We start from the raw sequence: 22,811 nt of genomic DNA on the forward strand, positions 1-22,811 counted from the left end.
GGCGAAGCGAGCTTCGGCCTGACCGTCACCGGTACCCCGTCGCGTCCGCCGGCTTCCCGGCAGCGTCGACCTCGACCAGGTAGCGCCAGCAGTCGGGCCGGGAACCGTCGAGGTCGGTGAATCCGTACTCCTGGGCGAGCTGCCCGCTGGACAGCGACTGGCCGTTCCAGCGCGCGAGGCCGGCGTCTCCGGCCAGAGCCGCGACCGCACGCCCGACGTACGCGGGGCTCTCCGAAATACAGAAGTGCGGGACCTCGGCCAGCGCATCGCGCCAGTTCTCCTCGGCCACGCCGAAGGCATCGAGCATCATCTCCGAGCGCAGCCACCCGGGGGTGAGCGCCACCGCCGTACCACCGTGCGGCTTCAACTCGTGTGCCTGCACGAACGCCATGCGCAGCACGCTGTTCTTGACCAGGTCGTAGAAGTAGGAGTTGCGGTAGTTCGCGTGGTTGTACGCGGCCGTCCCGTCGGTCATCTCGACCACGAGCCCACCCGGGCGACGCACCAGCAGCGGCAACAGGAAGTGGCTGGTGATCGCGTGGGTCTCGACGCCCAGCCGGAGCAGCCGCAGCCCGTCGTCGAGGTCGTGCTCCCACACCGGTTTGTCGAACGCGAACAGCCGCTCGCCGCCCCAGATGTCGTTGACGAGCACATCGAGCCGCCCCTGCTCGGCGTCGATGCGCCCGGCCAGCGCACGGACCTGCTCCGGCACCAGGTGGTCGGTCGGCACCGCGATACCGGTCCCGCCGGCGGCGGTGACGAGCTCCGCGGTGTCCTCGATCGTTTCGGGCCTGTCGTACTCCGAGCGCTTCTCCCGGGTCGTGCGGCCGGTGACGTAAACGGTCGCACCCGCCGCGCCGAGCTGGACGGCGATGCCGCGCCCGGCGCCCCGGGTGGCCCCGGCGACCAGTGCGATCCTTCCGTGGAGTGGCGGTTTCGATGTGTCGGACATGCGGCCCCTTGCGGTTCGTAGCTGCCTGGTACGCCCCGGTCCCCACCAGGCAGATTGTCGATGAGGACCGGTGACCCCATGCTCGCCGCAGAAGCGGACACCACGTGTCCTATTTCTTCATGTCTCTCCACACGACCTGGTGCCGTGCGGGGGACTGCGGGGAACTCCGCGGCGTCAGCCGACCAGCAGGTCCCTCTTCAGCGCGCGAACATCCTTGGCATCCAGGCCGAGTGCCTGCTTCTCGTACGCGCCGAACGAGCCGAACGTCTCGGAGATCTCCTGGAACCCGGAGTTCAGGTACGAAGGCCGGACATCGAGCAGCGGCTTGTACACCGCGGCCTGCGCGGCCGGCATCGAGGCGAGCGCCGCCGCGTTCGCCTCGGCACGGTAGTCGTTGGAGGCCAGGTAATCGGCCATCACGGTGGAGCGCGGCACCCCGAGGGCGGTCAGCAGGGCGGCGTTCGCCCAGCCCGTGCGGTCCTTGCCCGCCGTGCAGTGGAAGACGACAGCGCGGGCGCTGTCGTCGCCGATGCCGGAGAACACCGTGCGGTAGGCCTTCTTGGCGGTGCCTCCGCTGACCATGAACTTCTCGCCGTCGACCATCATGGCCTCGGCCTCCGCCGCGGTGACCGGCATGGCGGTGAACGTCGGCGACCCCGCCAGTACATCCGCGACGACGTGCGTCGCACCGGCCGGGACCCGGTCCGGGGCGGCGGCGCGCTCCGACTCCATGCGCAGGTCGAAGACCGTGGTGACGGACAGCCGCCGCAGTTTCGCCAGATCGGCGGACGTCAGCTTGTCGAGGGCGTCCGAGCGGTAGATCTCGCCCATCTTCACCCAGTGGCCGTCCGCGGTGCGGTAGCCGCCCGCGTCACGGAAGTTGACGGCACCCTGGAGCCGGATCAGCCGGTCGGCGAGGTGCAGCGAGCCTCCCCGCTCGGGGACCAGGTCGAACCACTGTCGGTCGGCGGCGGGCAGCCCGCGCACGGTGACCTTGCCGGTGGAGCCACCGGAGGCGACGGTACGGCCGTTGGCCCGGACGGCCACGTGACGTATGCCGGGGGCCTTCCACTCCACGGTGTACGAACCGTCGTCGGAGGCCGTCACCGTGGCCGCGGTGAACGGGATGCGTCCGTGGGAGGAAGCGGCGCCGTGCCCGGTGGGGGTGTGCGGGGCCGCGGCCGCGGCCGCGGGTACTGCGAGGCCGGCCAGGAGGGCGGCGGCCAGGGCGTAGGAGGTAGCCCTGACACGAGTCATCTGCGTCATGCGTGCATGCTCTGAGCCCCGCACGTGGAGAGGCGTAACCCCGGGTGAACGGGGGACGAAGACAGTTCCAACAGGGCCTCTGCGGCGGAGGGGGCACGCTGCGGCTCAGCAGCGCCTTGCACAGGGCCCAGCCCCGGGCCTCGGGCCCACGCCCAGGTGGCAGCGTCTTGGCCGACGCACGCAACTGCCAGACATGGAGCCATGTCCGCCACAGCCGACCCGCGCCGGCAGAACGCCGATGGGTCCGGGCAATCGAGCCGGCTGTCCGGTGTCAGCGCCCGGCCGCGTACTCCAGGAAGGTGGACCAGGCGGCCGGAGCGAAGAGCAGGACGGGTCCGGCGGGAGTCTTGCTGTCGCGGACGGGGACGAGGGCGGGGAAGGTGTCCGATACCTCGACGCAGTTGTTGGCGCCGCCGTCGCTGTAGCTGGACTTGCGCCAGGTCGCGGTGGAGAGGTCGGGGGTACGGCTCATGATCTGTGCTCCTCCAGGACACCCCTGATGAACGCGGTGGACTCCGGCGGGGGCAGCGCCAGGTCCCGGAGGCGATCGTAGGACAGGCGGTAGCGCGTCACAGCGGCTGGATCCTCGATCAACTCCGCGCATCCGTTGCCTTCCGTATAGGCAACCGTGCTCGTGTCGTCCTGCCACAGCAACGTCAGGGAACCGTCCATCAGGTGGTGCGCCCCGGCGGCGAAGGGCAGGACCTGGAGGACGACGGAGGCCGTCTCGCCCATGTCGATCAGATGCGTCAGTTGTTCGTCCCACGCCTTGGGGTCCGGGACGGGCCTGCGGAGCGCGTACTCGTCCAAGATGATCCGTACGGACGGAGCCGGTTTACGGTGCAGCAGTTGCTGACGTCCCATGCGGGCTATGACCTGCTCCTCCACCAACTCGGCCTCGGCGTGGGTTTCCTGGGCGCCGGACAACAGCTTCCGCGCCACCTCCTCCGTCTGGAGCAGGCCGGGGATGCCGAGCGTGAACAGGTGCATGATGCGAGCCGTCGGCTCCAGCCGCATGAACTCCTTGTACCGGTCCTTGAAGACCTCCTTCCGCGCCACCTTCCAGAGCTGCACCAGCAGGCCCCCGGAGTCGTAGAACCGGTCCAGGTCCTCCATCACCGCGAGCTTGGACAGGCGTTGGCTGACCTCCAGGCGGTAGAGGTAGCTCTTGTCGTAGCGGGTCTTCTCGGCGAGCTGCCCCAGCGACAGGCCCGCCTTCTCGCGTAAGTACCGAAGGGCCCGGCCGAGCGCGGCGCGGCCCGACTCCTCGTCCGTGGGGGTGAGTTCGGTCATCGGCGGCCCTCCGTTGTCCTGCGCGCGGGCAATCGTGTCTCTCTGTCCGAGCGTACGGCGGGCGCGTCATCATCGGGTCACGATCCGTCACCGTCACCCGTCGGTGGGACGCAGTGCCCGCCGGCCGTCAGGAGCAGTCATGGCCGACCTACCTCCCCGCCTCCTTCCCTGGGTCTCTCCGGAGGGCAAGCCGTGCTGGCTCAGCACCGACGATCCCGGGAGCCTGATGTCACGGCTGGCCGACGACATGGAGGACGAGCAGATCGAGTGCGGCGAGCAGGTGTGGGCCGGGTCGCGGGCCGTGCTGGCGGACCGGGCGGCGGGGGAGCGGGCGGTGCGGTTCGCGCTTGCGCGGGCCACGGAATCGCTGGGGGATCTGCTGCGGATCGCGCACAGCCGGGGTGAGCGGATGCGTGCGGAATCCTCGTGACCGGCGTCCGTCCTGCTCCTGGCGGGGGCCGTCAGTGAAAGCCGAGCATTCCGGGGGAGTCGATGTCGACGGTGAGGATGCCGGGCGGGTAGTCGTCTTCGCGGCCGGTCAGGATGATCGACATGCCGCCGGTCTCCAGGTGGGGCATCGCCACGTACAGCGCGTGGCAGGTGTCCGGCCCTCCCCAGCCGTCGCGCACCATGCCCCCGATCGTGGCCGCTGCCGTCTGGTCGAGCTGGTCCACCAGGAGGCCGGGGAGCGCCAGCGCTGCACGCGCCAGGCCCTCGGATGCCACTTCCCCCTGCATGAGGCACAGCGCGGGAACGTGCACCCAGTCCCCGGGTGTGTGAGCGACATTGTCGGCGAGAAGGTGCAGGGCGCGATGCCCCTGCGTGAGGGCGGTGACCGCACTCGTGTCGAGGATGATCACGCTGCCTTGTCCCGTCCGGCGCGCATCTTCTCGGCAGCCATGGCGTACACATTGGCCAGCACGTCCGGTCCGTCCTCGAACTCCGCATCGGTCAGAGTGCAGCCCATGCGCTCCCTCAGCACCCGTCGAGTGGTGGCCACACGCTCGGCGATCTGGGCGGCGGTCGGCTGCTGCGAAGCCAATTGCTCGACCAACTGGCCCAGGCTCAGACCGCGCTCCTTGGCGACCTGTGCGAGATGATCACGTGTCTCTTTGGGGACCTGGATTGTCGTCGTTGCCATAGAGTCACCATAGCCAGAGTATGGATACGACGCGCCCCTACTGCCCGAAGCGCACCAACCGGGCACATGCGAAGCGCGGTACGCCCGTTGACATTCCTACGCGTACCCGTATCGGCCCTCGGCCGCCCTTCCCCGTTCGATTACAGTGCTGCGCAGTTACCGCGCAGTCGCACACGGATACGGACCGATCGGGAGACGGGAAGGGGCACGGTGAGCTCAGGGACCACAGCCGTCTGGGGCCGTGCCGAGCAGCAGGACTTCCGCAGCCGGGTACGCGGCGCACTGCTCGGCGGCGCCATCGGTGACGCGCTCGGCGCGGGCGTCAGCGGGCTCACGCTGGAGGAGATCCGCGAGGCCCACGGGGTCGACGCCGTCACCGACTTCGTCCCCGCACACGGCGGGCGCGGCCGCGTCAGCGCCGTCACCCAGCTCACCCTGTTCACCGTCGACGGGCTGATCCGCGCCCAGGTCCGCCGCGACACCGGTGCCTGGCACCCGCCCACCGATGTGCACCAGGCCCATCTGCGCTGGGCCGCCACCCAGCACGACTGGGGGCCCGACGAACGGCGCAAGGACAACGGCTGGCTCGCCGGGCAGGAGTGGCTCTACAACCGGCGCGCGCCCACCCGGGAATGCCTGAACGGCTTCGGCGACACCGTCATGGGCACCCTTGAACAGCCCAAGAACCCCGCCGCGCACGACTCGGCCGCACTCACCCGCTCCGCCCCGTTCGGGCTCCTCGTCGGCTGGGAACCGCAGCTCGTGTTCCAACTGGCCGTCGAGTGCGCCGCCCAGACCCACGGCCACCCCACCGCCCTGCTCTCCGCGGGCGCCGTCGCCGTCATGGTGCACGGGCTGGCGCGCGGCGAGTCGCTGGACGGGGCCGTGCAGCACGCGCTGGGGGTGCTCGCCGAGCGGCCGGGCCACGAAACCGTCACCGAGGCGCTCCAACAGGCCCTCGGCACCGTGCGCCAGGGCATTCCGGGCCCCGCACTCATCGAGTCGCTGGGCGCCACGGACTCCGCCGAGGAGGTCCTTGCCGTGGCCGTGTACTGCGCCCTGGTCGGCGAGGACATCCGGCACGGGCTGCGGCTGGCCGTGAACCACGGCGGGCCGTCCGCGGCCACCGGGGCCCTGTGCGGGGCGCTGCTCGGCGCGCTGCACGGCGAGACCGCGCTGCCGCCGGCCTGGCTGGCCGAGCTGGAGGGGCGGGCCACGCTCCTGGAGCTCGCCGACGACTTCGCCATGGAGATGACACAGGGGCCCGCCCTGCACGGTCCGGCCGCCGCCGCACCGGGCTGGCTGGCCCGCTACCCGCGCGGCTGAGCGGGAAGGGCGGAACAGGTGAGGGGCGGGTCACGGAAGCCGCCGCATCCGTGACCCGCCCCTCACCCCCGTACAGCCGCAGGCGTCAGTCCTTCACGCCCTCCACGGCCGCAACGTCCTCGGGGCCGCCCTGCGCCGGTACGGTCGCACCGGTCGCCGGGCCGTCGCTGTCCGTGTTGATCTGCTCGATGATCGCATCGCGCTCCGGGGTGTCCTCCGGCTTGATGAAGCCGATGACGATGTAGAGCACCAGCGAGATCGCCAGCGGCAGCGCCACCTGGTACTGCAGGGCGACGTCCGTCTTCACCGAACCGTCGAAGTTGTAGTTGGTGAAGTAGAACGCCAGCAGACCCGCCGCCCAGCTGGTGAGCGCCGCCGTCGGTCCCGACTTACGGAACCGGCGCAGCAGACCCAGCATGAACGGGATCGCGATCGGGCCCATCAGACCGGCGACCCACTTGATGACGACCGAGATGATGTCCTTGAACGTCGGCGAGTTGATCTGGGTCGCCAGCGCCATGGACAGGCCCAGGAAGCCGAGCGTGGAGAGCCGCGCGGCCAGCAGGCCGGCGCGGGCGTTCCAGTTGCGGGCCGCCTTGGAGAAGACCGGGGCGATGTCGCGGGTGAAGACCGCCGCGATGGCGTTGGCGTCCGAGGAGCACATGGCCATCGTGTGCGAGAAGAAGCCGACGACGACCAGGCCCAGCAGGCCGTGCGGCAGAAGCTGCTCGGTCATCAGCGCGTAGCTGTCCGAGGCGTCCGGCTTCTGGGCGTCGACGAGCAGCGGGGCACACCACATCGGGAAGAAGAGGACCGTCGGCCAGACCAGCCACAGGATGGCGGAGAGCCGTGCCGAGCGGGTCGCGGAGGCGGCGGAGTCCGTGGCCATGTAGCGCTGGGCCTGGTTCCACATGCCGCCGTTGTACTCGAAGGTCTTGATGAACAGGTACGCCAGCAGGAAGGTCACGGTGTACGGACCGGCCGTCGGGTCCGTGTGGCCCTCGGGCAGCTTGTCCCAGACCGTCCACAGGGTGGAGAAGCCGTCGAGCTTGCTCATCGCGGTGACGAGCATCGCGAGGCCGGCGAACAGCTGGATGACGAACTGCCCCAGCTCGGTGAGCGCGTCGGCCCACAGGCCGCCGACCGTGCAGTAGATGGCCGTGATCAGGCCGGTGATGAAGATGCCCTGGGTCAGGCTGATGCCGGTGAAGACGGAGAGCAGGGTGGCGATGGCCGCCCACTTGGCGCCGACGTCCACGATCTTCAGCAGCAGCCCGGACCAGGCGAGCGCCTGCTGGGTCTGGATGTTGTAGCGGTTCTTCAGGTATTCGAGAGGCGAGGCGACGTGCAGCCGCGAGCGCAGCCGGTTGAGCCGGGGAGCGAAGAGCTTGGCGCCGATCCCGATGCCGATGGCGATGGGGAGCGACCACGTCACGAAGGACGTGACGCCGTACTGGTACGCGATGCCGGCGTAGCCGGTGAACATCACGGCGCTGTAGCCGGACATGTGGTGCGAGATGCCGGAAAGCCACCACGGCATCTTGCCGCCGGCCGTGAAGAAGTCGCTGACGTTGTCCACACGCTTGTGGGACCAGAGTCCGATCGCGATCATCACGCCGAAGTAGCCGATGAGCACGACCCAGTCGAGACTGTTCATGTGCCCCCTCCTGGGGTCCGCCTTGTGAACGGGTACGCACTTCGTCAGTACGGCCGTTCAGCGGTGCCCCCGTGCGGGAACGGGGACTTCGGGGATTGAACCGCCTGTTCGGCACCTCGGTCAAGGTCTCCGTCGGTCAGAGATGTGAACGCGGATCAGTAAGTCGAACGATTTTACTTGTTCTTGACCCACGAAAGCGTTGTCGTGCACGTGACGGGGGCCACACGATGAGCGGGCACTTCGTCAGGCTGTGCAGAGAAGAAGAGGGAACATCCAGGAACGCCGAAAGACCGCACGGGATGCGGGTCCCGTGCGGCCGAGAAGGAGGAGAACTGACCTTGCCGAACTCCCTGTGGAGCGAGCCCGCACGAAACGGGCCCCTGCGGAGCGAGCCCGTGGTGCGTCAGTGCGTCAGCGCATCAGCTCGCCCGCGTTGACCAGCAGGGACTGCCCGGTGATCGCCCGTGCCCGGTCGGAGGACAGGAAGACCGCGGCCTCCGCCACATCGCCGTCCGTCGCCAGCTCCGGCAGCGCCATGCGCTCCGAGAGCCTCCCCAGCACCTCGGCCTCGGGTACCGACTCGGTGTGTGCGGTGAACTGTACGTAGGCCTGTACCGGCGGCCCCCACATCCAGCCCGGCAGCACGGTGTTCACCCGGATCCGGTGCGGTCCGAACTCCCACGCCATGGAGTACATCGCCGAGGTGAGCGCGCCCTTGGAGGCCGCGTACGCCGCCTGCCGCACCTGGGACGGCGCCGCCACCGCGGACTGCGTACCGATGATGACGACCGATCCGCCCCGTTCCTTGAGTGCGGGCAGGCAGGCGCGCGTCATTCGCAGGGTGCCGAGCAGATTGACGTCGACGACCGCCTTCCAGGTGTCCAGATCGGCGTCCTCGACGCCGCCGAAGTAGCTGTCCCAGGCGGCGACATGGACCACCGCGTCGATCCGCCCGAACCGCTCGACGGCCAGCGCCGCGAGCGCCTCGCACTGCGCCTCGTCGGTGATGTCGGTGGCCAGATGCGCGGTGTGCACCCCCTCCGGATCGATCTCGGCCGCCGACTTGGCGAGATTGGCCGCGGTGCGCGCCCCGAGGACGGCGTTGCCCCCGTCGCGCACGACCGTGGCCGCGATCTGGTGCCCGAGCCCGGCGCCCACCCCGGACACGATGACGGTCTTCCCCGCGAGCAACATCGGCGCCTCCCGGCTCTGGAACTTCTTCTGACGGGGCGTCAGAGTAGGTCCCTCCGGCAGAGTACGGAAGGGGAACGGCATGGGTGAGGGAACGAGGCCCGAACAAGAGCGGGGCGGCGGGACGCGGAGTGACACGTACGCCGAACTGGCCGCGCTGGGGCCGTACGGAGTCCATCCCGGCCACGCGCTGATCACCATGGTGGAACCGCACCCGGGCCATGAGTTCGCGTACAACCGGTGGTACGAAGACGATCACTACTACGCAGGCGCGATGGCGATGCCCTGGATGTTCTCCGGCCGGCGCTGGGTCGCCACCCGGGAGCTCCAGGAGCTGCGGTACCCGGACAAGTCCGCGATCGCCCAGCCGGTCGGTGCCGGGTGCTATCTGTCCACGTACTGGGTGACGGACGGACGCTACGACGACCACATGAAGTGGACCGTCGGCATCAACAAGCGGCTGAACCGGGACGGCCGGGTCTACCAGGACCGCACCCATGTCTTCACGGCGTTCCAGGACCACGAGGCGACGGTCTACCGGGACGGGGCCGCGGGGCCCCGGGACTTCCATGCCCTCGATCATCCGTACAGCGGACTGGTGCTGGAGGTGATCGACGCCGAAGGGCCCGCGCAACGGGCCGAGTTGCTGGAGTGGCTGCGCTCCCGGCATCTGCCCAAGCGGCTGAGCGGGTCGCCCGCGGCGATGGTGACCGTGTTCCGTCCCACGCCGTTGCCGGGCGACCGGATGACCTATGTGAAGCAGGTCGAGGGCGTCGACACCCGGCTGACCCTGCTCTGGTTCCTCCAGGAGGACCCGCGAGCATGCTGGGACGAGCATTTCGCCGGGCTCGACGCGACGGTTGCGGAATCGGGGCTGGGGCGGGTGGAGCTGATGGCGCCGTTCATCCCGACCGTGCCGGGCACGGACCGGTACGTGGATCAGCTGCGCTGAGACGCCCGGCGGGTGGCGCCGCGCGGTGTCCCGTTGCCCGGATGTGCGCGGAGGACCCTCTCGGCCAGGACGGCGAGCCGGACGAGAGGGCTACCGGCAGCACCTGAAGTGGTGCGGCAATGCGAGGTAAGGGCAACATCGGTCAGGCGTTGATGGAGCCCTCGGCCACATCACGCACGAATGCGGTCCACGCGCCGGGGACGAAGGTGAGCGAAGGGCCTTCGGGGGCCTTCGAGTCACGTACGGCAATCGCCTGCACGAGAGGGGACTTGACTTCGACGCAGGCGCCGTTGCCCCCGGAATACGACGACTTCGTCCAGTTTTCCGTAGCACCCTGACGAATGGCCATGTTCACTCCGGTTCAGAGAGTTGTGTGAGCGCCAGCGGAATTCCCGTTGGCGTGATCGACGCTACTCGCCAAGCTCCTTGAGTGGAGGGGCCGTTCACTCGACCGGATGGTATATACCATGCAGGTCTTCCGCTGCGAGGTGGCGACGGTGTACCGTGCCGTCGCCTCACCCGTAACATCGCTTTATTTCTCGCATACCGGACTTTGCGGGCCAGTTGGTTCACCCGCCCGTACGGCCGGAGTTCACGTTGCGTTCAGGCGGGTGTACTCCTTCGCGATCCCGTCGATGAAATGCCGGGTCTGTTCCACATTCAGCGCCTGGGCCCGCAGGTGCTCGTACATGACGCTGTAGCGCTGCACGTCATTCGCCTTCTCCAGATAGAGGTCGCTGGTGACGCCCTCGATATAGACCACGCTGGAATCCGCGGCGTCCGGGAATTCCAGAATGGCGTACTGCCCGTTGATGCCCGGGTGTGCCCCCATGTCGAACGGCAGCACCTGGACGGTCACGTGCGGCAGGTGCGACAGCTCCACCAGACGCTCCAGCTGTTCGATCATCGCCTGCTTGCCGCCGACCAGCCGGCGCAGCGCGGACTCGTCGATGACCGCCCACAGCCGCAGCGGGTGCTCGGGAGCGGTGATCCGGTCCTGGCGGCGCGAACGGACGCTGACGCGCTTGTCGATGTCCGACTGCGGGGCCTCCGGAAGCGCGCCGTTGATCAGCGCCTCGGCGTACTGCCGGGTCTGCAGCAGGCCGGGGATCACCTGGGGTTCGTACACCCGCAGTGACTCGGCATCGGTCTCCAGGCCGATGTAGACGCTGTACGGGATGTCGCCGAAGGCATGCCACCAGCCCTGCTGGCGGGAGTCCTTGGCCATCTGCATGAGCGAGTCGACGACCCGGACGTCCTCGACCTCGTACACCCCGCAGAGATCGCGTACGTCGCGCTGGCTGATGGAGCGGCGGCCGTTCTCCAGGCGGCTGATCTTGGACTGCGAGACCAGCAGCCGCTCCGCGACCTCCTCGGCCGTCATGCCCTTGATCTCGCGGAGTCGGCGCAATTCCTGACCCAACCGGCGTCGCCTGACGGTGGGATTGACGTTGGACGGCACGGAAACGGCACCTCCGGCTATGTAGCTGTGCGTATCTACTGCTCAGCAGATTGCCACCCGTGCCCCCGGCCGCGCTGGGAAACGGCCACACGCAGCGGCGCGGGGCAGCCGGTGGTACCGGCTGCCCCGCGCTTGGTGCGGCTCCCGAACCGGGTCTTGGGGACGACGGTGCGGCGGTATTCGGTTGTTGCGGTGGTGCGTTGCGGTGCAAGTGGTGCTGGGTGGTGCGGGTGCTGCGTCGACGCCCGTGCGGCCCTAGTGGACCGCGGTGTGCGCCATGCTGTCGCGGCGTGACTGCGACTGCACTTGCTGTTGCAACGGAACTCCGGCCGCCTGGTTGCGGCGCGGTTGTGCGACCGCCCCGTTCTGGACGTCCATCACGGCATGCGCCACGAGACCGCCCATGGGGTCATGTCTGATCAGGTCCCGGAGCCGGGAGCGCGAGGAGCGCCCCTCGTTCCCGGGGTACAAGTGCTTGCCGAGTCCGACCGCGTGGGCCAGTGCGGCGAGCGCCGCGGTCCGCGGGTCCGGCGGTACGCCGGTGCGGATCGCACTGTCCAGCCTGGTTCTGATGTCCCGGCTGATTGCCGTGTCCGTCGCCTGGTAGCGAGTCGTCGGCAGCACTCCGCACATCTGGCCCGCCACGGCATGCACCATGCCGCACCGCTCCAGATGAGCGAGGTAAATCTGGCGGAGCCCCAGCCGGGGTCCGCCGATCCAGTGGACGGCCCGGACCGGGCTGCCGCGTCTGCGCAGCAGTTCCAGTGCGGAGTCCAGAGTCGGATCTCCTGTCGGCCGTGGCATCACCACGGCGATACGATCCCCATCAGGGGCTATCCGTCCTGCCAGAGCCAGCTCTACTAGCTGGGCCCCGGCCAGGCCGAGGTCGAGCGACTGCGGCTGCGCTGTGGTACCCGTGGTCGGGTCCAGAGCGAGCAGCAAAAGCTCCTCCGGAATTGTTCTGCGGCTCCTGCCCATCCATGCCTCCCCGCGTGGATGAGTGACAGGGTGACCCCTCTCACATCTGTCTGTCGAGGGTGCCTGGGTGCTTTGTACGGGAACCAGTAGGTATGTCGTTCTCGTCTAGCAGCCCGGACATGGGTTCACACGGGACACTGGTAGACGGTTCGGACAGCGCGGGGATGTCCCCGCGCCGCATGGAGGAGGCATCGGTGGCGGGCGAGTCCCCCGACAAGTCGGAGCAGCAGAAGTCGTCGGGAACGACTCGGAGCGAGGCCGATCCGCGGCTTGCCGTGTTCCGCGAACCCGCCTCTCCGGCGGAGTCCGGAGGCGGTGTGGACACGGCGACGGCTGTTTTCCGCACGCAGCGGTCCGCGCCGGAGGCGGAGGACGCCGAGGGCGGTGCCGAGGATGGGGCCGAGAGCGGTGCCGTGGACGAGGGTGCGGCGGATGCGGATGCGGATGCCGGTGTCGTCGAGGGTGACGCGGTCGACGAGGCCGCTTCGAGTGGCTCCGCCGAGACCGATGAGGTGACCGCTCAGGAGCCCGAGGAAGGCCCCGAGGAAGGCCCTGAGGGCCCGGTGGAGGCCTCTGTGGCCGATCTGGGCGCCGTGGAGGCCCCCGAGGCGTCCGAGGGGCCGGTGGAGCCTGCGGAGCCCGTGGAGGGGGCAGAGCCCGCCGGTGCCGACGAGCCTGCCGCGTCCGAGGAGCCCGAGCCCGCTGAGCCCGAGGAGGCTGCTGAGCCCGAGGGGGCTGCTGAGCCCGAGGGGGCTGCTGAGCCCGAGGAGGCTGTCGAGCCCGAGGAGGCTGTCGAGCCCGAGGAGGCTGCCGAGCCCGATCCGGCTGCCGAGCCCGAGGGGGGCGACGCGCGGTTGCGTGCAGCCGTTGCCGCATGGGTGTCCAAGAGCGACGAGGCGAAGGGCGACGGGAAGAGTGATGCGCCCCGTGCCGAGCCTGAGCTCGATGCCGGGTCCGAGTCCGCTCCCGAGTCCGCTCCCGAGTCCGACGATGCCTCCGCTGCGGAGCCGGACGGTGGCGACGAGCAGCCTGCTGACGAGTCCCCTGCCGAGGATTCCTCTGTCGACGAGTCCGACGAGTCCGACGAGTCCGACGAGTCAGGCGATTCCGGCGACTCCGACTCCGGCGAATCCGACGACGCGGCGCAGCCCGCCGAGGACGAGCGCGGAATCGATCAGGCGACGGCCGTCTTCAAGGCGCCGAAGCTGCCCCGCGTCGACCAGCCCACGACCGCGCTGAAGATCACCCCGCCACCGGCGGAGTCGAAGCCCGGGACCGGGGCCCGGCCGGAGTCCCCTGCCGAGCGGACCAGCAAGTTCGTCCCGTTGCGGGCGGACGACGTACGCCCGGCCCCCGCACCCCCCGCCCCCCGCGCGCCGGAGGCACCCGCACCTGAACCCGCAGCCGGTGCCGGTCGGCAGCAGCCCGACGCGTCGCTCAGCGGCGCCGAGCGGACCCGGCAGCAGCCGATGCCGCCCAGGCCGCCGCTCGATCTGCTGGCCGAGCTGACGAACACCCCGCCGCCGGCGGAGACCCCGGTCCGCACGGCCGTGCGCCGGGTCAAGATCTGGACCCCGCTGGTCCTCCTGCTGCTGATCGTGTTTGCGATCGTGCAGATGGTGCGTCCGTTGCCGACCCCCGTGCTCACGATGACGGCGGAGTCGTCGTACACCTTCAAGGGCGGCGATCTGAACCTCTCCTGGCCGGAGCAGGGGCAGTCGGCGGTCACCGTGGACGGTGTCGGCTCGCTCGGTTCGGCGGGGGCGCAGAAGCCGGCGCCCATCGCCAGCGTCGCCAAGATCATGACGGCGTACGTGGTGCTCAAGGAGCACCCGCTCACCGGCAAGGAGCAGGGCGAGAAGATCACCGTCGATCAGCAGGCCGAGGACGAGTCCAAGCTCGATGACGAGTCCACCGCGCCGATCAGCAAGGGGCAGCAGTTCACCGAGAAGCAGCTGCTGCAACTCCTGATGATCCCCTCCGGGAACAACGCCGCGCGCCTCTTCGCCCGCTGGGACTCCTCCGAGACCGAGTTCGTCGCGAAGATGAACGCCGCGGCCAAGGACCTCGGGATGACCGGCACCACGTACACGGACCCGAGCGGTCTGAAGAAGACGACGGTCTCCACCGCTGTCGACCAGCTGAAGCTGGCCAGGGCCGTGATGCAGAACGAGGTGCTCCGGGAGATCGTGGACACTCCGCAGATCCAGATCGAGGGCGTCGACGGGACGATCTACAACAACAACTCGATCCTGCTGCAGCCGGGTGTGAGCGGCATCAAGACCGGCTCCTCCACGCCGGCCGGCGGCAACCTCGTCTGGTCGGCCAACACGGTCGTGGACGGCAAGAAGCTCTGGATCTACGGTGCGGTCATGGGGCAGCAGGCGGGCACCGGGCAGCCGTACGACAGCCTGGTGATGTCGCTGAACAACAGCCTCAAGCTGATCCAGGACGCACAGAAGGCCGTGACGTCCGCCACGGTCGTGAAGAAGGGCGATGTCGTCGGATACGTCGACGACGGCTTCGGCGGCCGCACTCCGCTGGTCGCGACCGGTGACCTCAAGGCGAAGGGCTGGCCGGGCCTCAAGGTCGAGCTGTCCGTGCAGGGCAACGGCGAGGAGATCTCGCGCAGCATGAAGGCGGGCACGAAGGTCGGCGTGGTGACGGTGGGGACGGGCCCCGGCAAGGTCAGCGCCCCGGTCGCCCTCCAGGAGGATCTGAAGGACCCGGCCTTCGGCCAGAAGCTGACCCGGATCGGCTGAGGCTCCGCACAGGCCGGTGCGCACCTGAGGTGCCCTGCGGGATCCGCTTCCGCAGGGCACCGTCGCCGTCCGGTGCGCTGCGGAGGTGCGAGCCACCTCACGGGCCCTCGCGGGCCTTATTCGGGGCGGCGACGAGAATGTGCGTGTTAGCGTCCCGGGGGCAACGCGTGGACCCTGGAACGCGTCTTCCCGCCCATGAGACCCGAGCAGGCAAGCCGGCGGTTCCAACGCGTCCGGGGAGGGACGGGGAGAGTCGCAGTGACCACGGCCGAGCCGACACGGGCGGGCAGTACGGATCCCGCAAGCTCCGTGAGGAGCGACAGCGGGGCAGACGGACCGGACGGACCGGATCTACGGAACGGACCGGACGGAACTCCTCGCTTCACCGGGCATTTCGACGGCCTCAAGCAGCGATGTCTGCGGCACCCCGTGCTGCTGACGACCGCCGTGGCGGCGGCCGTCCACATCCTCTGGTTCCTCTTCTTCGCCAACAGCGGCGGTGACATCGCGGCTCAGGACGCCTGGGCCGAGTTCGTCGGCCGGCATCCCGGGACCGCGTACAACCTGGCCTGGTACGGGGGCATGCACCCCGTCTCGTACAGCGTCGTCTCGCCGTATCTGATGTCGCTGCTCGGCGTCCGTTCGACGATGATGATCGCCGGGACGGTCTCGGCGGGGCTGACCTCGCTGATCCTGTACCGGGTGAAGGCGGTGCGCAATCCGCTGGCCTGCTCGATGGCGGGTGTCTTCGCGTATCTGTGCAACGCGCTGTCGGGCCGGGTGACGTTCGGGCTCGGCATGATGTTCGCGGTCGGTGCGACGGCGGCGGTCTTCTGCTGGCCCCACCGCTGGCGGTACAAGCGCTGGGCGAAGGCGGCCGTGGCCGCACCGCTGGCCGCGCTCGCGACGGCGGGCAGCCCGGTGGCCGGGCTCTTCCTCGGGGTGATCGCGGCCGCGCTGTTCCTGAACAAGCGGCGCCCCGGCGCGTACGCCCTGGGGCTGGCGCCGGTCGTCGTGGTGGCGCTGTCCGCGTGGCTGTTCCCGTTCTCCGGTACCCAGCCGATGTCGATCGCGACGCTGTCGGGGCCGTTCATCTTCGCCGTTCTCGTCTTCTTCCTGGTGCCGGCCGACTGGAAGACGGTGCGCACCGCGGCCGCCGTGTACGGCATCGGGACACTGCTGACCTATGTGATCGACTCGCAGATCGGCTCGAACGTCTCGCGGATGGCGATGCTGTTCGCCGGAGTCGTGCTGCTTGCCGCGCTGCCGTACACCGTGCCCCGCTCCCGTAAGTGGTACGCGCTGGTCCTCGCGTTCGCCGGGCTGAACTTCTGGATCGGCTTCAAGGGCGTCGACGACATCGTCAAGACCGCGCCCACCGCGTCGTGGGCGCGTGCGCTGGCTCCGATGGTCGATCAGCTCCAGCAGGTCGGTGCGGACCGGGGCCGGGTCGAGGTGGTCCCCCCGAGCAGCCACCGGGAGGCGGCCGCGATGCTGCCGTACGTCAATCTGGCGCGCGGCTGGAACCGGCAGGCCGACATGGAGCGCAATCCGCTCTTCTACGACGACACCCTGGACGCCGTCAACTACCGCCAGTGGCTCGACCGCTGGGCCGTGCACTACGTGGTGCTGCCCACGGGCGACCCGGACTCCAGCGGCGCCGTCCAGGAGGCGGAGCTGGTCGGCAACGGGCTGCCGTACCTCAAGGCGATCTGGTCCGACGAGAACTGGCGGCTCTTCGCGGTCGACAGCCCCGTGCCGATGGCCGATCCGCCGGCGACGGTGGACGAGGCCAGTGCCGAGGAGCTGACCATCCATGTGAAGAAGGCGGGCCGGGTGCTGATCCGTATCCCGTTCTCGCGCTGGCTCGCCGTCGTCGACGACGAGGGCAACAGCCTGGAGCGGCCGCAGGAGACCGAGGCGTCCAAGCAGCGTGCGGACAAGGACACCCCGAAGTCGTTCGTGAACACGAACGGCTGCCTGATCAAGGTGGAGGAGGACGAGCACGGCGACGAGTGGACCGAACTGCTCGCCCCGCGCCCCGGCGTGTACCGGCTCGGTGCTCCCTACCAGCTGTCGCCCGGGACGCCGTGCCCGGACGAACTGCGCTGACGCCTGCCGCCGGTCCCCGCGCAGCGGTACGGGGACCGGCCGGGCCAATTCCGTACGAGCTCTCCCTGCGGGGAGGCGGCACTGGCATGGTGTGCTGCCATGAGGTGCCAACAGTGCGGCGGTGAACGGCGTGGTGCGCTGCCCGGGATGCGCTGTCCCGACTGCGTCGGTGTGAGGCGTACGGGCGGCGGGGACGGTACGTGGATCGCCCGGGAGACGCTCGCGGGCCGGATATCCACCCTGCCGGGGAGCCGTAGGGCCTGGCTGGCGGCGGGCGTCGTGGTGCTGGCCGGCTCCCTGGTCACGGCCGTGTCGCTCCTCGCGTCGGCGGGCGGCGAGACCCGTGTCGGGGCGGCCGGCCGCGCGGGCGCCGGGGCCGGTGACCGGGTGGGCGGCGCTCCCACCAGGATCAGCCCCTCGGACGCCGGAACGGTCACCACCGCACCCGCACCCGCGTCCTCACCGGCCGCGACACCGTCGGAGCCCGGCAGCCGCCGCCCGTCCGCACCAGCACCGGCGCCCCCGTCGCCCTACCGCTACACGGCGTGGGCGGGCCCCGGCTGCTCGACGGGGGAGTACCGCGAGCTCGGGCGCTTCGAGAACGGTGACGCGGGCTGGTACACGGTCGCCTCGGGCGGCTTCCACGACGGCTCGTGCGACGGCCGGTTCAGCGCCGTCCCGATGTCCGGCAGCCCGGACGAGGACCGCGGCAACACCGCCACCTGGTCCTGGCACCTGGGGTCCGGATTCCGTGAGTGCGCGCTGACCGTCTTCGTCCCGCGCTCGGACCGCGACCGGGATGTCGCCGGGAATCCCACCGTCTACCGGGTGCTCTCCGACCCCGCAGACGCGGACTCCGCGTACACGGGCTTCGCCGTACGCCAGACCGCGCACCGGGGCACCGCGGTCGAGGTGCGCAGCTACCCGGTCAAGGGCGAGACCTTCGCGGTCCAGCTGATCGACCGGGGCCGGGACTGGGGCAGCATGGAGCTGGTGGGCGCGCATCATGCGGCGGCGCAGCTGAAGGCCGCCTGCCGCTGAGGCGGCATCAGGGTCGTTGGCCGGCGTGGGGCGGCTCGGTGCCGCGGCCGGCGGGGCCACAGCCGCCGCGGTCGTGGCGGCGGAGGTACACCGTGACCTGGCGGCCGCGCGCGGTGGTCGCGGAGCAGCGGACGAAGTAGGCCTTCAGTACGCGCTGTTTGGCCCGGTCGCGATCCGTGGTGGCGGGCGGGGCCCCCGCGTCACTGACGACGACGATCCGCCGTACGGCGCGCATCGCGGCGGCTATCTGCTCCGGGCCACGCTCCACGCCGCCCAGGGTGCCGGACTCCGCCGGGCTCCGGACCAGGGCCAGGTCTCTGGTCCCGGTGAAAGCGGTGGGGGAGACAAGGGCGGTGTCGCGGCGTGCCGCGGGGATGTACAGCACCGCGTCACCTGTCTCGCGGACGGCGGCGACGCTCTCGGCCGTGGCCAGCACGTCGTCGACCCGGCTGTTCGCGCTGCGCAGGGAGAGCTGGACGGGAAGCAGCCCGGCAAAGGCGAGAGCCATGACCCCGACGATCGTCCGGCGGGGAGAGGCGCGCAGCCGGAGCGCGAGCGCGTGGCAGGCTCCGCCGATGAGCAGGGCGAGCCCGATGTGGTGGAACAGGACGTAGCGGGTGAGGTAGACGGGATGGGCCAGGGAGGCCGCGAGCAGGACGAGCGGGGGAAGTACGAGCAGGGGCAGGGCGACCGCGGTGAGCGGGAGTCGCGTGCCGCGGGGTGTGCGGCGGGGTGTGCGGCGGGGTGTGCGGCGGCGCTCTCCCGGCCGTATGGGTGTGCGGAGGCGCTCTCCCGGTCGTATGGCCCCTGCGCAGAGGGCGCCTGCGGCCAGCGTGAGCAGGAGGCCGTACAGCGTGCTCGGGCTGACGGGGCGGATCCAGGCGACCTGTTGCGACTGCGTCCCGCTCGCCACCACGAGGGGGAGCGTGCCGATCACGGCGCAGGACGAGGCGATGCCCCAGCGCACCACGGTGCCGCGCGGCGGGCGGCCCAGGACGATCGTTGCCGCGTGGGCGCACAGCATCAGGAGCGAGAACCAGTTGAGCAGTGCCGCGACCAGCACGGTCACGCCGTACGCCGTCCAGCGCCCCGCACCCGGGCTCTCCACCGCCGCGACCAGGAGCAGGCAGGCCAGGGCCGTACAGGCCGTCACCAGGGCGTAGGGGCGACCCTCCTGCGCGTACTGCTGGAACGCGGGGATCAGGGCGAAGGCCAGCCCGCAGGCCAGTCCCGTGCAGCGGCCGGCCAGCCGGGAGCCCAGGAGGGAGACCAGGGCGGCGGCGCCTGCCATGGCCAGCACGGACGGCAGGCGCAGGGTGACGAGGCTGTCCCCGGCGATCGCGAACACCCCGTGCATGAAGAGGTAGTAGAGGCCGTGGACGACATCGATCCGGTCCAGCATGTGCACGGTTTCGGGGATGGTTCGGTGGGCCGCTTCCCATGTCGCCGCCTCGTCGCGCCACATGCTGTTCTCGCGCGTGATGCCCCACAGGCCGAGAAGGAGGGTGAGGGCCGCAGGCCCGGCCGCGACCCATCCCGCACGGTGTCGTGTTCCGGACGGCACCTCTGCCCGGGGCGGGATGGCGAATGCACGTGTTCTGAACATGACAGTTTCAGGAGTTCCAGGCATGGCGAACCTCTGCTCGGCGCGAAGGGGACCACCGGAATGCCGGGCGGTCGCCGGACGATCCCGATCACCTGAAACACGCTAGGCGGCAGCCTTGTCGAGGTCGTCACCTGCGCCGGCGACCCCGGGGGTCCACCGCAGGGACTACGGCGCAGGGTCCTTCGCCCGGCAGGTGTAGTCCTCCCGGCCCGTGACATGCGGAGGGGCCGGTACCCAGCAGTCCTCGCTGGGTACCGGCCCCTCCTGTCGTGCCCGAACTCCTACGGCGTCAGCGTCTGGCCGACGTGGGCCGCTGCCGGGGTGCCGAGGTTGGAACGGCCGTAGTAGAGCGTGCTCTTGGGGGAGACGCCCGCGCTGCCGCTGTCCATCTGGAGGAAGACGCCGTCGCCGGCGTTCTCGCCGTCCGCGCCGATCGCCAGGTCCGCACGGCCGTAGCCGGACAGGTCCTGGAGGAGGACGGAGGACCCGAGCCGGTCGCCGGACTCGGTGTCGCCGCTGACGTCGGCCGTGTCCTGGCTGTACGCGACGGAGCCGGTGCCGGAGATGCCGGCGGAGGTCCCCTTGAAGAGGATGACCGTACCGGCGTCGACCCGGCTCACACCGCCACGGGCGATGTCCTCGTTCGGGGCTCCGGCCAGGACGTCCGCGTAGCCGTCCAGGTTGTAGTCGCCGACGGCGACGGAGGCGCCGAGGTCGTCGCCCGTCTCACCGGTACCCGGCACGCCGGTGGAGTCCTGCCCGAGAGCGATCACACCGGTCGAAGTGAGGCCGGTCGTCGTGCCCTTGACCAGAGCGACCGTGCCGCCCTTGGCCGTCGAGCCCGACTCGGTCGTGCCCGGCCGGCCGACGACCAGGTCGTCGATGCCGTCGCCGTTGACGTCACCGGCGGCGAGGGAGCGGCCGCCCTTCGCGGTGAGGATTCCGACGCGCTGCAGGCCGGTGGGCGAGCCCTTCAGCCACAGCAGGCGGGAAATGCCGGTCGGGTCACGGAAGTTGACGGCGGCATCCGCGTAGCCGTCCCGGTTGAAGTCACCGGTGGCGACGGCCGCGTAGGCGACGGCCGCGGTGTAGGCGGTGGTGTTCAGGTATCCCGACTTGGCCGCGCCGGACTTGGAGTCGTACGACCACCAGCGGCCGGGCTTGCCGGGCGCGACCGAGAAGACGTCGGCCATGCCGTCCGCGTTGAAGTCACCCGTGGCGACGGAGGTGCCGAGCTTCTCACCGGCGGCGCGGGTCGCGGTGGCGGTCCCGTACGAGGTGCCGGTGTTGAGCGCGGGGCCGTACATCACGGAGACGAAGCCCGAGTCGGCGTGGCCGCTGGTGTCGTCCTCGCCGGGCGAGCCGATGACCAGGTCGCCGTACCCGTCGCCGTTCACGTCGCCGTAGGCGTTGGACGTACCGAAGAGGTCCCCGGCTTCGCTGCTGCCGGGGACGCCGGCGCTGTTCTGATCGATGATCTTCTTGGCGGAGGCGACCGGGCCGCTGTCCCCGCCCGGGACGACCGTGAACGAACCTGCGCTGCTGCCCGTCTTCGGGGTTCCGGCGACCAGGTCGGTCACACCGTCACCGTTGAAGTCCGTGCGGGTGAGGGCATGCGAGATGCCCGGCGTGGCAGCGAGAGTACGGATCTGCGACAGCTTGGTGTACAGCGCATCGCCGGGGCAGAGCGTGGTGTTGGTGTCACGGTGTCCGAAGACCCGGGGCAGCGTGATCGAGGCGCCCTGGGCGACCTTGTTGCCGTCCTGGCCGAGCGGCGAACCGGACACCAGAGTCACGTTGGAGGTCGGGTTGATGCCGTACATGCCGAACTTCCAGGCGACGACACGGGAGATGGCCTCCAGGCCGGCCCGGGTCGGCTTCAGCGTCATCGTGTTGCCGATGTAGGAGATGCCGACCGTGTTCGTGTTGAAGCCGACGTCGTGGGCGCCGACCACGGGGAGGTCCATGCCGCCGCTGCGGCCCTCGAAGATCTGGCCGCAGCGGTCGACGACGAAGTTGTAGCCGATGTCGTAGTAGCCGCGGGCGAAGTGCTCCTGCTGGATGGTGCGCATCCGGGCCTTCGACTGGCTGCACGGGACCGCGTTGTCCTGGTCGACGCCGGTGTGGTGGACGACGGCGGCCTTGATCTCCTGGCCGTACGAGGGCGTGCCGTCGTAGTCCGTGGAGGCACCCCACTCGGCCTGGGTGATGACCGGCGGCTTGACGACGGTGGAGGGGAGGGGCGCCGGGACCGTCGGAGACGGGGAGGCCGTGGGCGGTTCGCTGGGGGTGGTGCTCGGCGACGTGCTGGGGGTGACGCTGGGCGAAGCGGTGTCGCCCGGCGAGGCGGTGTCCGCCGGGGACGCTGAGTCACTCGGCGGCGGCGGCGTCGCGGTGTCGGTAGCCGTGGCCGTGTCCGTCGGCGTCGGCGTGACGTCCTGCGTATACGCGACGGGCTTCGCGGCGCTCTTCGGGTCGGTGCCCGGGTCGAGGAGCTTCACGTCCATGCCGGACGGGAGAGCGGTGGCGGAGCCGTCGGCGGCCACCACCCGCACCTCGACGCCGTCCGACGGCCCGGTCCACACCGAGGCGGTACCGCCGCGGGTGGCCGCGTCCTCGGCCTCCTTGCCGTCGGCGGAGAAGGGATCGTCCGGCAGGGCCTGCCAGCCCGACCACTCGCCGGTCCCGGCCTCCTTCGACCGGATCTGGGCAGTCCCCCTGAGCTTGACGTCCGGGTCCGACCAGGTCAGCAGCGCGGCGCTGAACTGCGCGGTGTCCTGCTTCGGCAGCCCCTTGCGTCCGGCACCCTGACCGGCGAGCTTGACCGTACGAACGGCCGCGGCGCGCCCCTTGTGGTCACTCGCCGGTCCGTTGCCGGCCGGCCCGGCGACGGCGTAGGCCGTGGCCCCGGCCCCACCCAGGACGACGGCGCCGATGGTCAGCCAGGCCCGTCTCTTCAGGCTCAGCGGTTTGTACGCGTGCTTTGTGCGCGGGCTCAATGCCCCACCCCATTGTTTCCGTTCGCGGTCACGTGAGCACCACAGGTTCTATTGATGTTCTGAACTGTCCAGC

19 protein-coding genes are annotated in these 22,811 nt (G+C 70.2%); 6 read left to right on the top strand and 13 right to left on the bottom strand.

The features are described from left to right. Nucleotides 1-25: 25 nt before the first annotated feature. The 4 genes from OG912_RS20155 to OG912_RS20170 all read right to left on the bottom strand — a co-directional run bounded on the left by OG912_RS20155 (nt 26) and on the right by OG912_RS20170 (nt 3,511). Entirely contained in the window at nt 26-952 is a 927-nt protein-coding gene (locus OG912_RS20155; RefSeq protein ID WP_327710566.1) for an SDR family oxidoreductase, read from the bottom strand. A gap of 174 nt (nt 953-1,126) precedes the next feature. Further along, nucleotides 1,127-2,218 carry a tyrosine-protein phosphatase gene (locus OG912_RS20160; RefSeq protein WP_327710567.1) on the bottom strand — a complete coding sequence of 364 codons (1,092 nt, stop codon included), beginning with the start codon at nt 2,216-2,218 and terminating at the stop codon, nt 1,127-1,129. A gap of 271 nt (nt 2,219-2,489) precedes the next feature. Next, nucleotides 2,490-2,690, bottom strand: a complete 201-nt coding sequence (locus OG912_RS20165; RefSeq protein WP_327710568.1) for a DUF397 domain-containing protein — start codon at nt 2,688-2,690, stop codon at nt 2,490-2,492. Next, nucleotides 2,687-3,511: a helix-turn-helix domain-containing protein gene (locus OG912_RS20170; protein WP_327710569.1), complete on the bottom strand. Its 825-nt coding sequence runs from the start codon at nt 3,509-3,511 to the stop codon at nt 2,687-2,689. The genes OG912_RS20165 and OG912_RS20170 overlap by 4 nt, the downstream gene beginning before the upstream one ends. A 139-nt stretch (nt 3,512-3,650) precedes the next feature. On the opposite strand from OG912_RS20170, the gene OG912_RS20175 reads away from it, so the two are divergent. Then, complete coding sequence (locus OG912_RS20175) at nt 3,651-3,941, top strand: hypothetical protein (protein ID WP_327710570.1); 291 nt, start codon at nt 3,651-3,653, stop codon at nt 3,939-3,941. Nucleotides 3,942-3,972: 31 nt separating this feature from the next. On the opposite strand, the gene OG912_RS20180 is transcribed toward OG912_RS20175, so the two are convergent. Continuing rightward, nucleotides 3,973-4,371, bottom strand: coding sequence for a hypothetical protein (locus OG912_RS20180; protein WP_327710571.1), 399 nt, complete (start codon nt 4,369-4,371; stop codon nt 3,973-3,975). Further along, entirely contained in the window at nt 4,368-4,652 is a 285-nt protein-coding gene (locus OG912_RS20185; protein ID WP_327710572.1) for a hypothetical protein, read from the bottom strand. Before OG912_RS20185 ends, OG912_RS20180 begins: the two co-directional genes overlap by 4 nt. 210 nt (nt 4,653-4,862) lie before the next feature. On the opposite strand from OG912_RS20185, the gene OG912_RS20190 reads away from it, so the two are divergent. Beyond that, nucleotides 4,863-5,978, top strand: a complete 1,116-nt coding sequence (locus tag OG912_RS20190; RefSeq protein ID WP_327710573.1) for an ADP-ribosylglycohydrolase family protein — start codon at nt 4,863-4,865, stop codon at nt 5,976-5,978. Nucleotides 5,979-6,063: 85 nt separating this feature from the next. On the opposite strand, the gene OG912_RS20195 is transcribed toward OG912_RS20190, so the two are convergent. Together OG912_RS20195 and OG912_RS20200 are read right to left on the bottom strand one after the other, a co-directional pair. Continuing rightward, entirely contained in the window at nt 6,064-7,635 is a 1,572-nt protein-coding gene (locus OG912_RS20195; protein ID WP_327710574.1) for a sodium:solute symporter family protein, read from the bottom strand. 411 nt (nt 7,636-8,046) lie between these two features. Beyond that, on the bottom strand, nt 8,047-8,829 hold the full coding sequence (locus tag OG912_RS20200) for an SDR family oxidoreductase (protein WP_327710575.1): 783 nt from the start codon (nt 8,827-8,829) through the stop codon (nt 8,047-8,049). A gap of 79 nt (nt 8,830-8,908) precedes the next feature. On the opposite strand from OG912_RS20200, the gene OG912_RS20205 reads away from it, so the two are divergent. Then, nucleotides 8,909-9,778: a hypothetical protein gene (locus OG912_RS20205; protein ID WP_327710576.1), complete on the top strand. Its 870-nt coding sequence runs from the start codon at nt 8,909-8,911 to the stop codon at nt 9,776-9,778. A gap of 142 nt (nt 9,779-9,920) precedes the next feature. On the opposite strand, the gene OG912_RS20210 is transcribed toward OG912_RS20205, so the two are convergent. The 3 genes from OG912_RS20210 to OG912_RS20220 form a co-directional block, all read right to left on the bottom strand. Next, on the bottom strand, nt 9,921-10,127 hold the full coding sequence (locus OG912_RS20210) for a DUF397 domain-containing protein (protein WP_326736784.1): 207 nt from the start codon (nt 10,125-10,127) through the stop codon (nt 9,921-9,923). A gap of 243 nt (nt 10,128-10,370) precedes the next feature. Beyond that, a complete protein-coding gene (locus tag OG912_RS20215; protein ID WP_327710577.1) occupies nt 10,371-11,240 on the bottom strand; it encodes a helix-turn-helix domain-containing protein in 870 nt (289 codons plus the stop codon). Nucleotides 11,241-11,495: 255 nt separating this feature from the next. Then, nucleotides 11,496-12,218 carry a GOLPH3/VPS74 family protein gene (locus OG912_RS20220; RefSeq protein WP_326736782.1) on the bottom strand — a complete coding sequence of 241 codons (723 nt, stop codon included), beginning with the start codon at nt 12,216-12,218 and terminating at the stop codon, nt 11,496-11,498. Between the two features lie 164 nt (nt 12,219-12,382). Here OG912_RS20220 and OG912_RS20225 point away from each other — a divergent pair, with 164 nt between their 5' ends. The 3 genes from OG912_RS20225 (at nt 12,383) to OG912_RS20235 (ending at nt 18,133) form a co-directional block, all read left to right on the top strand. Beyond that, on the top strand, nt 12,383-14,980 hold the full coding sequence (locus tag OG912_RS20225) for a serine hydrolase (RefSeq protein WP_443060998.1): 2,598 nt from the start codon (nt 12,383-12,385) through the stop codon (nt 14,978-14,980). Nucleotides 14,981-15,238: 258 nt separating this feature from the next. Beyond that, nucleotides 15,239-17,092 (top strand): MFS transporter, encoded by a 1,854-nt coding sequence (locus tag OG912_RS20230; protein ID WP_443060999.1) that lies wholly within the window; start codon nt 15,239-15,241, stop codon nt 17,090-17,092. Between the two features lie 147 nt (nt 17,093-17,239). Next, complete coding sequence (locus OG912_RS20235; RefSeq protein ID WP_327710579.1) at nt 17,240-18,133, top strand: adhesin; 894 nt, start codon at nt 17,240-17,242, stop codon at nt 18,131-18,133. 7 nt (nt 18,134-18,140) lie between these two features. On the opposite strand, the gene OG912_RS20240 is transcribed toward OG912_RS20235, so the two are convergent. Beyond that, complete coding sequence (locus tag OG912_RS20240) at nt 18,141-19,739, bottom strand: glycosyltransferase family 39 protein (protein ID WP_327710580.1); 1,599 nt, start codon at nt 19,737-19,739, stop codon at nt 18,141-18,143. A 281-nt stretch (nt 19,740-20,020) separates the two neighbouring features. After that, nucleotides 20,021-22,738, bottom strand: a complete 2,718-nt coding sequence (locus OG912_RS20245) for an FG-GAP-like repeat-containing protein (RefSeq protein WP_327710581.1) — start codon at nt 22,736-22,738, stop codon at nt 20,021-20,023. Nucleotides 22,739-22,811: the final 73 nt, after the last annotated feature.

It is taken from the genome of Streptomyces sp. NBC_00464 (genome assembly GCF_036013915.1).
Lineage (GTDB): Bacteria > Actinomycetota > Actinomycetes > Streptomycetales > Streptomycetaceae > Streptomyces.